The following is an 11744-nucleotide window of genomic DNA, read 5'->3' as shown; positions in this document are numbered from 1 at the left end:
GCGGCTGACTACATCGCCGCGCCGTCCGCCGCCTTGATCTCGAACGCCGCCGCCATGAGCGCACGGGTGTAATCCGTCTTCGGGCTGTCGAAGATCTGCGCCGCGTCGCCCTGTTCCACCACGTCGCCGGACTTCATCACCAGCACCTTGTGGCTGAGCGCGCGCACCACTTTCAGGTCGTGGCTGATGAAGAGATAGGCCAGCCCGTATTTCTGCTGCAGGTCGCGCAAGAGGTCGACGATCTGCACCTGCACGGTCATGTCGAGCGCCGAGGTCGGCTCGTCCAGCACGAGAAGCCTGGGCCGCAGGATCATGGCGCGGGCGATGGCGATCCGCTGCCGTTGGCCGCCGGAGAACTCGTGCGGGTAGCGGTGCATCGTTTCGGGGTTCAGCCCGACCTCGGACATGATTTCCGCGACCATCTCGCGCCGGTTGCGGCCGGGCTCGAGCCCGTGGACGGCAAGCCCCTCGGCGATGATCTCTTCGCAGGTCATGCGCGGCGAGAGCGAGCCGTAGGGGTCCTGGAACACGATCTGCATGTCGCGGCGCAGGCGCCGCAGTTCCTTGGATTTCCAGCCCTGGATGTTGTCGCCCAGGAACACGACCGGCCCCTCCGACGAGATCAGCCGCATGACGGCGAGGGCGAGGGTGGTCTTGCCCGAACCGGATTCGCCCACGATTCCCACGGTCTCGCCCGCGCGAACCGAGAAGCTGGCGGCGTTCACGGCCTTGATGTGGCCGACGGTGCGGCGCAGCAGCCCGCGCTGGATCGGGAACCAGATCCGCAGGTCCTTGGCGCTCGCGACTTCCTTGGCGTCGGCAGGAACCGGCAGCGGCTTGCCCGTCGCCTCGGCCGAGAGCAGCTTGCGGGTATAGGCGTGCTGCGGATCCCTGAAGATGTCCTCGGTCTTGCCCGCCTCGACGATCTCGCCATCCTTCATCACGTTCACCCGGTCGGCGAACTTGCGCACGATGGTCAGGTCGTGGGTGATGAAGAGCAGGCTCATCCCCTCCGACCGGATCAGGTCGGCCAGCAGGTCGAGGATCTGCGCCTGGATCGTCACGTCGAGCGCGGTGGTGGGCTCGTCCGCGATCAGGAGGTCGGGGTCGTTCGACAGCGCCATCGCGATCATCACGCGTTGGCGCTGGCCCCCCGACAGCTGGTGCGGATAACTCTTCAGCCGCGTTTCCGGGTCGGGGATGCCGACCTTTTCGAGAAGCTCGATGATCTTGGCATGCGCCGCGTCGCCCTCGAGCCCCTGGTGCAGCTCGATGGTTTCGCGAAGTTGCTTTTCCAGCGTGTGCAACGGGTTGAGCGATGTCATCGGCTCCTGGAAGATGAAGCTGATGTCGTTGCCGCGCGTGCGCCGCAGCTCCTTGTCCGAAGCGCCGACCATTTCGCGCCCCTCGTAGGTGATCGAGCCTTCGACCGTCGCGCTTTCGGGCAGGAGCGACACGGTCGAGAGCGCCGTGACGGACTTGCCCGATCCCGACTCGCCCACCAGCGCGACCGTTTCGCCGCGCTTCACGTCGTAGCTCACGCCCCGGACCGCCTCGATGGTCTGGCCGTCCTGGGTGAAGGAGACCTTCAGGTTCTCGACGTTCAGGATGGTCATGCGAACGTCTTCCTCGGATCGAACGCGTCGCGCACCCCCTCGAAGATGAAGACGAGGAGCGAGAGCAGCACGGTGAAGGTGATGAAAGCGGTGAAGGCCAGCCACGGCGCCTGCAGGTTCTGCTTGGCCTGGCGGGTCAGTTCACCCAGCGACGGGGCCGACGACGGCAGGCCGTAACCCAGGAAATCGAGCGCGGCGAGCGTGCCGATCGTGCCGGTGATGATGAAGGGAAGCATGGTCAGCGTCGCCACCATCGCGTTGGGCAGCATATGGCGGAACATGATCGTGCGGTTCGAGACACCCAGCGCCTTGGCTGCGCGCACGTATTCGAAGTTGCGCGCGCGCAGGAACTCGGCCCGGACCACGCCCACAAGCGCAGGCCAGCCGAAGAGCACGGTCACGAAGACCAGAAGCCAGAAACTTCGCCCCAGGATCGCGAACAGAATGATGATCACGTAGAGCGACGGGGTCGAGGCCCAGATCTCGAGGATGCGCTGGAAGATAAGGTCGAGCCAGCCGCCGAAATACCCCTGCACCGCGCCCGCCGCGATCCCGATGAGCGACGTGGCGACCGTCACGATTATGGTGAAGAACACCGACAGCCGGAAGCCGTAGATCACCCGCGCCATCACGTCGCGCGCGGTGTCGTCGGTGCCGAGCCAGTGGTCCGCATCCGGGGCCGAGGGCGCGGCGGTGCCGATATCGTTGATCGTGTCGTAGCTGTAGGGGATCGGGGGCCAGAGCATCCAGCCGGTCGTGATCTCGGTGTTGTCGGCAAGCACGCCGTCCTGCGCGTCCTCGATCGTACCCCGGGGGTCGTCCCAGCACAGTTCGGAGCCGGCCGCGACGATGAGGCATTCGACCTCGACATCGCCATAGACCGCCTCGGTGCGGAAATCGCCGCCGAAGGCGGTCTCCGGGTAGAACTGGAAGATCGGCATCTTCAGTTCGCCCTGGTAGCTCACGAGGATCGGCTTGTCGTTGGCGATGAACTCGGCGAACAGCGACAGGCCGAAGAGCACCGAGAACAGCACCAGCGACCAGAAAGCCCGGCGATTGCGTTTGAAATTGCGCCACCGGCGCTGGTTCAGCGGCGACAGGAACGGTTTCTTCTGCCGTGTGACCGGCGGCGGCGCGGTCTGCCCAGGTTCGGCGTCGTTGGCGCGCATCTGGTCCATCCTCACGCCTCCCGCTTCTCGAAGTCGATGCGCGGGTCGACCAGCACGTACATCAGGTCCGACAGGATGCCGATGAGCAGGCCGACGAGCCCGAAGACGAAGAGCGTGCCGAAGATCACCGGGTAGTCCCGCGCGACCGCGGCCTCGAAGCCGAGCCGCCCGAGCCCGTCGAGCGAGAAGATCGTCTCGATGATGAGCGAGCCCGTGAAGAAGACCTGCACGAAGAGGCCGGGGAAGCCCGCGATCACGATCAGCATCGCGTTGCGGAAGACGTGGCCATAAAGCACGCGGCGTTCGCTGACGCCCTTGGCGCGCGCCGTTATGACGTACTGCTTCTTGATCTCGTCCAGGAAGCTGTTCTTGGTCAGAAGCGTGAGCGTCGCGAAGCTGGCGATGGTGGTGGCGAAGACCGGCAGCGCGATGTGCCAGAAGTAATCGAGGATCTTGCCCACCAGGCTGAGGCTTTCCCAGTTGTCCGAGGTCAGCCCCCTCAGCGGGAAGATCTGCCAATAGGTGCCGCCGGCGAAGAGCACGAGCAGCAGGATCGCGAACAGGAAGCCGGGGATCGCGTAGGCCACGATGATCGCGCCCGAGGTCCAGGTGTCGAAGGTGGAGCCGTCGCGTACCGCCTTGCGGATGCCCAACGGGATCGACACGAGGTAGGCGATCACGGTCGACCACAGGCCGAGCGAGATCGACACCGGCAATTTCTCGGCCACCAGTTCGAAGACACCGATGGAGCGGAAGTAGCTCTCGCCGAAATCAAGCCGCATGTAATTCCAGATCATCGTGAAGAAGCGTTCGATCGGCGGTTTGTCGAAGCCGAACTCCCGCTCGAGTTCCTCGATGAATTCCGGGGGCAGGCCACGGGCGCCGGCATATTCGCTGGAGCCCTGGCCGGTCGAGGTGGCCCCTTCGGACGCGAAATCGCTGGCGCTGCCCGAGATCGCGCCGAACACGTCGCCGCCACCCTCCATGCGGGCGATGATCTGCTCGATCGGCCCGCCGGGGACGAATTGCGTCAGCGTGAAGTTGATGACCATGATCCCGAAGAGCGTCGGGATGATGAGCAGCAACCTGCGGAGGATATAGGCGCCCATGTGGTCGGCCTTAACGCAGCACGCCTGCGTCTTTCAACGCCTCGTGCTTGTCTGCGTCGTACCACCAGAAATCGAGGTAGCCGAGGTCGAGCGGCGGGATCGTCTCGGGTTTGCCGTACATGTCGTAATAGGCGACCGTGTGCACCGGCTTGTACCATTGCGGCACCATGAAGCCGATCGTGCGCAGCGTGCGGTCGAAGGCGTGGACCGAGGTCTGGAGCTCTTCGAGCGTGTCGGCGGCCACGACGGACGGGATGATCCGGTCGACCGCTTCGTTGCGCAGGCGCATCAGGTTGCGCGAGCTGTTGTCGGCGGTCTTCGAGTGGAACCATTGTTCCAGCCCGATGCCCGGCTCGAATCCCATCGAGAAGCTGTGGCTGACCATGTCGAAGTCGCCGGCGCGGCGGCTTTCGACGTATTGCGCCGTGTCCACCCGGTTGAGCTCGGCCTGGATGCCCAGCTGTTCGAGGTTCTCGATATAGGGGTTCAGGATGCGGTCGAAGTTCGGGTCATAGGACAGGATCTCGAGCGTCAGGGTCTGCCCGTCCTTTTCCCGGTAGCGCCCGTCGCCGAAGACCCAGCCGGCTTCTTCCAGAAGCTGCCCGGCCGCGCGGCGCACGGAGCGCGAGGGCGTGTTCTGCGCGGCTTCGTTCACCTGCGGCAGGGGGGCCGGTTCCGTCAGTATCGACGGGTCGAGAAGGCCTTCGTCCACGAGCGGCTGCAGGATCTCCACCTCGCCTTCGCTGGGCGTGCCCTCGGCGGCCAGGTCGGTCCCCGGCCAGAACGAATAGACGCGGTCATAGAGGCCGTAGAACAGCGCCTCGTTCGACCATTCGAAGTTGAACACCATCGAGATCGCGTCGCGCACCCGGGGGTCCTGCCAGTTCTCGCGCTCGAGGTTGAAGATGAAGCTCTGGGCGGTGCCCACCGTGCCGTCGGGGAGCTCTTCCTTCACGACGTATCCGTCGTTGAGGTTCGGGAAATCGTAGCCCGTCGCCCAGATGAGCGAGGAATTCTCGATCCGGTAGGTGAATGCCCCGGCCTTGAAGGCCTCGAAGGCAGCCTGGCTGTCGGCGAAATATTCGACCCGTATGCGGTCGAAGTTGTTGCGCCCGATCTGGAAGGGATGGTCCGCCGCCCAGTAGTCGGGATTGCGGGCATAGACGATCTGGCGGTTGAAGTCCTTGCTTTCCAGCACGTAGGCGCCGGTCGACATGAAAGGTTCTTCAGAGCTGTCGTCGAGCCGCGCGCCGGTTTCCTCGAACCAGGCCTTCGAGAACACCGGCGTGCCGCCGGCGAAGCCGATGCGTTCGCGGATCGGCGCCTCGTCGGTGAAGGTGAACTTGATCGTGTGCTCGTCGATGACCTCGACGTCCTCGATGAACCCCTCGACGATGCGCCGGTATTCGGCGATGCCCTGTTCGAGGAACAGGTTGAAGGAAAACTCCACGTCCGCCGCGGTCATCGGCGTGCCGTCCGCGAATGTCACGTCATCGCGCAGGTTGAAGGTGACGTACTTGAGGTCCTGCGGATACTCCATCGTGGTGCACATGAAGCAGTAGAGGCCGTAGGGGTCGTCCGCCGTGCTGGCGAGGATGCTTTCCGACCCGATGGTCGACAGCGCCGCCGTCACGCCCTTGCGCGAGTAGTTGTTGAAGCTGTCGAAGGTGCCCATCGCCGAGATCGAGATCTCGCCCCCCTTCGGCGCGTCCGGGTTGACGTAGCCGAGGTGCTCCATGTCCGGCCCGTACTTCACTTCGCCGAAGTTCGAGAAGGCGTGGGTTTCCGTGATCTCCTGCCCCCGCGCGATCTGTGCGCCCGCGATGACGATGGCCCCGGAAAGGCCCAACGCGGTCAGGAACGCGGCTGGACGGTAAGCGGCTTTGGCTTGTGCGACGGCGCGCGGCTGGCGATGCATCATGTCGGTCCCTCTTGTCACGCTGGAGCGGGTGGTCGTCAAAAAGGCTATGCGCGCGGCCGCCTGAACTTCAAGGCGAGAATTCGTGAGATAGGTTGCAGGAGCATTACAGGACAACGCGGAAAGGCCGCCGCGGTTCCCCGCGACGGCCTTTCGAAACATGCGTTGAACAGGGCGGATCAGCCGCCGGTCTGTTCCGCCAGGTAGGCGATGATGTTGGCGCGATCCTCGATGTCGTCGAGGCCCGAGAAGCTCATCTTCGTACCGGGGATGTAGCCGCGCGGATCTTCGAGGAAGTGGCTCAGCTCTTCCGGGGTCCAGTCGCCGCCGTGCGAGGCCATCGCGTCGGAATAGGCGAAGCCATCCACCGCGGCGACTTCGCGGCCCACGACGCCGTCCAGGTGCGGCCCGGTGCCGTTGGAACCGTCGAGCTTGTGGCAGGAGCGGCACTTGTTGTACACGCGCTCGCCCGCGCCGGCGTCGGCCGAAGCGTAGACCTCTTCGAAGCTGGCCTGCTCGACCTCTTCTTCCGGCTCCTCGTTGCCTTCTTCGAGCGAGGCGATAACGTAGCCCTTGTCGTGGCCCGCTTCTTCGCCATGGCCCTCGCCGTGGGCTTCGGTCTCGGTCACGTAAAGCGCCTCGGCGCCCCAGTTGGCGAAAAGAAAGATCAGAAGGGCGGCACACACAGCGGCGCCGGCCTTGGTGAAGGTCATTGTGTCGAACATGTCGCGTTCCATCTGAAGCCGGGTCTGGCGGGTGTCTACACGCTTTAACTGGCCGATATCAAGCGGTATGAGGCGCGACGAAATGTGCCAGCCATTCCGGCGGGTAAGGAGAACGGACAGGGGGTTGCAGGTGACCAGAAAGATCGCGTTCCAGGGCGAACCCGGAGCCTATTCCCACGAAGCCTGCAAGGACGCCCGCCCGGACATGGAAGCGGTTCCCTGCGCCACTTTCGAAGACGTGATCGGCGCGGTGCGTGCGGGTGAGGCGGACGAGGCGATGCTCCCGGTCGAGAACTCGACCTACGGGCGCGTGGCCGACATTCACCGCCTGCTGCCCGAAAGCGGTCTGCACATCCTCGACGAGGCCTTCGTTCGGGTGCGAATCTCGCTCATGTCGGTTCCGGGGCGCAAGTTGTCGGACATCACTGACGTGCGTGCCCACCTGGTGCTGCTGCCGCAATCGGCGCATTTCCTGAAGACCCACGGGATCACCGGCCATGCGGCGGCCGACAGCGCGGGGGCGGCGGCCGAGCTCGCCCAGCACAAGACGCCGGGCGAGGGGGTGCTCGCCTCGACGCTCGCCGCCGAGATCTACGGGCTCGAGGTGCTTGCGCGCGACATCGAGGATCACGGCCACAACACGACCCGTTTCGTCATCATGGGGCGCGAGCCCGACCTGACGCGGCGCGGCGACAAGATGATGACCACCTTCGTCTTCGAGGTGCGCAACATTCCCGCCGCGCTCTACAAGGCGATGGGCGGCTTCGCGACCAATGGCGTGAACATGACCAAGCTGGAAAGCTACATGATCGACGGGTCGTTCACAGCGACGCGTTTCTACGCGGACATCGAGGGGCATCCGGACGACGCGGCCGTGGCGCGCGCGCTGGACGAGCTCGGGTATTTCACCAACAACCTCGACATCCTGGGCGTTTATCCCGCCGATCCGCGCCGCGACGGCTGAGCGCGTCGGTCAGGCCCCGGCCGCCTGGCAGCGTTCCTCGAGCTCGGCGCAGTACCGGGCGATCCGGCGGCGATACCGCTTCTCGATCGTCGTGCGCGCGAGTTTGGCCGACTGGACCATGAGCCGGGCCGGGATCGTGCGCGGCGTCGATTCCGTCGTGACGTTCATCCGCGTGCGGCTGTCGGACATCTCCATGAGCTCCACGACCAGCGCCACCTCGAGCCCGGCGGCCCGCATCACGTAGCGCATGCCATTGGGCGGATCGTATTCGACGAGCTCCACGTCGGCCTTGCGCGGGCGGCCGCGGTATTCGAAGGCCCCGTGCCAGGCCATGCCGGGGCCGGGGGTGTCCAGACTGTCGGTGCGCACCACCTCGGCCCCGCGACGCATCGCCGCGCGTTCGAACCAGCCGAAATCGGCCACGTTGGCGAACACCGCTTCGATCGGCGCCGCGATATCCTCGCGCGTGGTGAGTTCCATGCCTGTACCCTCGTCCGCTCTGCCCCCGGCGGCCTTGTCAGCCGTGTCCCGTTCCCTTGGCGGGAGTCTGGCCGAGGGGCAGCGTTCCGGCAAGCCAATTCTTCATGAGAACCTGGGCGATCGCGCCCCGGCGCGGGCGGCGGATCAACGGGTGCGTGCCAGCGAAGACGTCGGCCAGATCCTCGCGGCTGATCCACAGCGCGTCCTCGATCTCGGCCGGGTCGATCGTCATCTCGAGGCTTTCGGCCTCGGCCCAGCAGCCGATCATCAGGGAGGCGGGAAAGGGCCAGGGCTGGGTCGCGAGGATCTGGGCCGGGCCGACGCGCACGCCGGTTTCCTCGGCCACTTCGCGCGCCACGGCCGCCGACACCGTCTCGCCGGGTTCCATGAAGCCCGCGAGCAGCGAATACATGCCCTCGGGCCAGCCCGGCGAGCGGCCGAGCAGGACCGAGTTGCCGGAGGTCACGAGCATGATCACCACCGGGTCCGTGCGCGGGAAGTGCATCCGGCCGCAGGCGTCGCACAGGCGGCGCCAGCCAGCCTGATCCATCGCGGATTGCGCCCCGCAGGCCGCGCAGAAGGGGTGTGAACGGTGCCATTCAAGGATGCCGCGTGCGGTGGCGGCGAGTTCGCTTTCGAAGGGCGTCAGACCCGCGAGCGCGGCGCGCAGGTCGGGAAAGCGTGCATCCCCGGGCAGGGTGCCCACCGGTGGGGCCGGCATGTCCATCCCCGGATCGCCCGGCCCCCCGTCGGCCGCGTGGCTGTAGGCGGGCATGACCGAGATGTCGGCGGCGAAGAGCGGCGTGTCTCCCTGTTTGCCCAGGAAGATCCACTGGGGATCGTGCTCCGTGATCAAAGGGTGATCCGGGGCGAGGAGTTCGAGGTGCAGGTCGCCGCCGGGGCCCGACGTGCCGGCCATCAGGGGGCGCCCGCGCCAGATCGGCAGGGCCCGTGACCCGGGGTCGGCACGCAGGGCGTCGGCTTCGCCGCGCAGGTGGTCGGCGCGGTCCAGTCCGCCGCCGCCGAATGCCAGTTCGCTGAGATCCATGCCTGCCCTCCGTTTCGGTCGTTCCGGGTATGCGGAGGGACCGTGTCGGTGTCAAACCCATCCCTTGATCCGGGCAGGCGAGTCACCTATGTAGCGCCTCGAGAGGTTGGCGCGGGCAAGCGCCTCGCCAACCCGGTCAGGTCCGGAAGGAAGCAGCCGTAACGAGTCCCGCTTGGGTCGTTGTCCAGCCTCTCACCTATTCTCCTTCAGCTAGGTAAGCCTGCGCCGCCGCGCGCATGTCGTCCGGCACCGTCACCGCGCGCCGTTCTGTGAGCGACAGGATCGCATTCCTGAAGACCGCGGTGAAGGCGTGCTCATCACGAGCGGAGCGGTAGAGCCGGTGCCGGTAGGTGATCGACTTCGTGCCGATCGCGAGAATGTCGGTCATCATGTGGATGGCTTCGCCCGCGAGCACCTCGGCCTTGAAGGTCGCCTCGGTATGCACGACCGCCCCCGAGATGCGGCGACCGCCCGTCATGTCGTCGGCGGTGATTCCCAGCATGGATTGCATCGTGAAGCCCGCGTCCGAGCAGGCATCGAAGTACCGGGCCACGTTCATGTGGCCCAGTATGTCGCAATCCGCGGGGGCGACCACGGCGCGATAGGACAGAAGGGCGGGCATCAGGCGCTTCGCACCGCCTCGATCATCTTCGCCACGTTGTCCGGATCCGCGTCCGGCGTGATCCCGTGGCCCAGGTTGAAGATGTGCGGCCCGCCGCGCAGCGCGCGGGTGATGGCCTGCGCCTCGTCGACCAGGGCCTGTCCGCCCGTGACCATGTGGCGCGGGTCCATGTTGCCCTGCACGCAGCCATCGACCTGCACGTATTTCGCGGCCCATTCCGCCGAAACGGAATTGTCCAGCGCCACGCAATCGGCGCCGGTAGCCTTGTGGAACCCGATGTAGCGATCGCCTGCCTCGCGCGGGAAGGCGATGACGGGAATTCCCGGATGGCGTTCCTTGAGCTCGGCGATGATGCGCGCGATGGGGCCGATGCAGAACTCGTCGAAGTCGTGGCCCTGAAGCGAGCCGGCCCAGCTGTCGAAGATCTTGACGCATTCCGCGCCGGCGGCGACCTGGCGCGAGAGGTATTCGATCGTCGCCTCGGTGATCCGGTCGATCAGCGCCGCGAAGAGCTCGCGGTTCTCTGCCTTGAGCGCGTGCGCCGGTCCCTGGTCGGGTGTGCCGCGCCCGGCGATCATGTAGGTCGCGACGGTCCAGGGCGCGCCCGCGAAGCCGATCAGCGGCACGTCCTCGGGCAGTTCGCGCGACAGGATCGAGACCGTTTCGTAGATCGGGCCGAGCGTTTCGTGGATCTCGTCCACGGGGCCCAGCTTGTCGAAGTCGGCCTGCCCGTCGATCGTCGACAGACGCGGGCCTTCGCCCTTCACGAACCACAGGTCGGCCCCCAGTGCCTGCGGCACCAGCAGGATGTCGGCGAAGAGGATTGCCGCGTCGAAACCGAAGCGGCGGATCGGCTGCAAAGTGACCTCGGCGGCCAGTTCTGGCGTGTAGCACAGCGACAGGAAATCCCCCGCCTTCTCGCGTGTCGCGCGGTATTCGGGAAGGTAGCGCCCGGCCTGCCGCATCATCCAGATCGGCGGGGTGGGGAGCGTTTCACCGGCAAGGGCGCGCATGAGGAGCTTGGTCATCTTGGGTCCTTTCGCAGTCACCCGCGTGCGTCCCCCGTCCGCGCGCCCATGTCAAGCGTCGGGGGCGGTGGACACCCCTTCTGGGCGGGTCTAAACGAAGGGCATGACGACCACGCTTCCCGACCCGACCAAACCGATGAAGATCGGCACCCGCGGCTCGCCGCTGGCGCTGGCGCAGGCATATGAAACCCGCGACCGGCTGGCCGCCGCCTTCGACCTGCCCGAGGCGGCCTTCGAGGTCGTGGTGATCAAGACGACCGGCGACGACCGTGCGATGATCGCCGCCGACCGGCCGCTCAAGGAGATCGGGAACAAGGGGCTGTTCACCCGCGAGATCGAGGATCAGCTCCTGAACGGCGAGATCGACATCGCCGTCCACTCGATGAAGGACATGCCGACCGAGCAGCCCCCGGGACTCACGCTCGATTGCTACCTCCCGCGGGAGGATTCGCGCGATGCCTTCGTGGCGCTCGAGATGACCGCGATTTCGCAACTGCCGGAGGGCGCCGTCGTCGGCACCTCTTCGCTGCGCCGCAAGGCCCAGCTTCTCTACCGGCGCCCCGACCTGAAGGTGGTCGAATTCCGCGGCAACGTGCAGACGCGTCTGGGCAAACTGCGCGACGGGGTGGCGGAAGCCACGTTCCTCGCGATGGCAGGGCTCACGCGCCTTGGCATGCTGGACGAGGTGCCGCACGGCGCGATCGGACCCGACGACATGCTCCCCGCCCTTGCGCAGGGCGCGATTGGCATCGAGCGCCGGTCCCATGACACGAACACGGCCGAGATGCTGGGCGCGATCCACGACGACGTGACGGCGCACCGACTGGCGGCCGAGCGGTCGTTCCTCGCCACGCTGGACGGGTCCTGCGAAACGCCCATCGCGGGGTTGGCCGAGATCGACGGCGACACGCTGCGCCTGCGGGGCGAGATCCTGCGCACCGACGGGTCCGAATCGTTGTCGGGCGAGATCTCCGGCCCCGTCTCGGAAGGCGCCGATCTTGGCCGCGCACTGGCACAGCGGCTTCTGTCGCGCGCCGGACCGGATTTCTTCGACTGGGGCTGAGG

The 11744-nt window shown here is 66.2% G+C and carries 11 protein-coding genes and 1 other RNA gene; 3 read left to right on the top strand and 9 right to left on the bottom strand.

The genetic code is table 11. From position 1 onward, the window contains the following. Nucleotides 1–8 precede the first annotated feature (8 nt). From GQE99_RS10655 to GQE99_RS10635, 5 genes are all read right to left on the bottom strand, one after another. Nucleotides 9–1616, bottom strand: a complete 1608-nt coding sequence (locus GQE99_RS10655) for an ABC transporter ATP-binding protein (protein ID WP_161351593.1) — start codon at nt 1614–1616, stop codon at nt 9–11. Next, nucleotides 1613–2785, bottom strand: a complete 1173-nt coding sequence (locus GQE99_RS10650; RefSeq protein ID WP_161351792.1) for an ABC transporter permease — start codon at nt 2783–2785, stop codon at nt 1613–1615. Before GQE99_RS10650 ends, GQE99_RS10655 begins: the two co-directional genes overlap by 4 nt. A gap of 11 nt (nt 2786–2796) precedes the next feature. After that, complete coding sequence (locus GQE99_RS10645) at nt 2797–3894, bottom strand: microcin C ABC transporter permease YejB (protein WP_161351592.1); 1098 nt, start codon at nt 3892–3894, stop codon at nt 2797–2799. 10 nt (nt 3895–3904) lie between these two features. Then, a complete protein-coding gene (locus GQE99_RS10640) occupies nt 3905–5815 on the bottom strand; it encodes an extracellular solute-binding protein (RefSeq protein WP_328794089.1) in 1911 nt (636 codons plus the stop codon). Nucleotides 5816–5991: 176 nt separating this feature from the next. Then, complete coding sequence (locus GQE99_RS10635) at nt 5992–6537, bottom strand: c-type cytochrome (RefSeq protein WP_202530726.1); 546 nt, start codon at nt 6535–6537, stop codon at nt 5992–5994. Nucleotides 6538–6667: 130 nt separating this feature from the next. Here GQE99_RS10635 and GQE99_RS10630 point away from each other — a divergent pair, with 130 nt between their 5' ends. Next, nucleotides 6668–7501 carry a prephenate dehydratase gene (locus GQE99_RS10630; protein WP_161351590.1) on the top strand — a complete coding sequence of 278 codons (834 nt, stop codon included), beginning with the start codon at nt 6668–6670 and terminating at the stop codon, nt 7499–7501. Nucleotides 7502–7510: 9 nt separating this feature from the next. On the opposite strand, the gene GQE99_RS10625 is transcribed toward GQE99_RS10630, so the two are convergent. Both GQE99_RS10625 and nudC read right to left on the bottom strand, forming a co-directional pair. After that, the gene (locus GQE99_RS10625) at nt 7511–7981 is read right to left on the bottom strand and encodes an SRPBCC family protein (protein ID WP_161351589.1); all 471 of its coding nucleotides are present in this window, start codon (nt 7979–7981) and stop codon (nt 7511–7513) included. A gap of 37 nt (nt 7982–8018) precedes the next feature. After that, a complete protein-coding gene (gene nudC / locus GQE99_RS10620) occupies nt 8019–9029 on the bottom strand; it encodes an NAD(+) diphosphatase (RefSeq protein WP_161351588.1) in 1011 nt (336 codons plus the stop codon). Nucleotides 9030–9129: 100 nt separating this feature from the next. Here nudC and ffs point away from each other — a divergent pair. Then, an RNA gene (gene ffs / locus GQE99_RS10615) (signal recognition particle sRNA small type) lies at nt 9130–9226 on the top strand. On the opposite strand, the gene GQE99_RS10610 is transcribed toward ffs, so the two are convergent. Then, nucleotides 9226–9651, bottom strand: a complete 426-nt coding sequence (locus GQE99_RS10610; RefSeq protein WP_161351587.1) for an acyl-CoA thioesterase — start codon at nt 9649–9651, stop codon at nt 9226–9228. The genes ffs and GQE99_RS10610 overlap by 1 nt on opposite strands. Continuing rightward, nucleotides 9651–10679, bottom strand: a complete 1029-nt coding sequence (gene hemE, locus GQE99_RS10605) for a uroporphyrinogen decarboxylase (protein WP_161351586.1) — start codon at nt 10677–10679, stop codon at nt 9651–9653. The genes GQE99_RS10610 and hemE overlap by 1 nt, the downstream gene beginning before the upstream one ends. Nucleotides 10680–10782: 103 nt before the next feature. Here hemE and hemC point away from each other — a divergent pair, with 103 nt between their 5' ends. Beyond that, entirely contained in the window at nt 10783–11742 is a 960-nt protein-coding gene (gene hemC, locus GQE99_RS10600; protein ID WP_161351585.1) for a hydroxymethylbilane synthase, read from the top strand. The last annotated feature ends 2 nt before the right edge of the window (nt 11743–11744 follow it).

Origin of the sequence: Maritimibacter harenae (genome assembly GCF_009882975.1) — a bacterium.
GTDB classification, from domain to species: domain Bacteria; phylum Pseudomonadota; class Alphaproteobacteria; order Rhodobacterales; family Rhodobacteraceae; genus Maritimibacter; species Maritimibacter harenae.
This window is presented reverse-complemented; position numbering and strand designations above follow the sequence as displayed.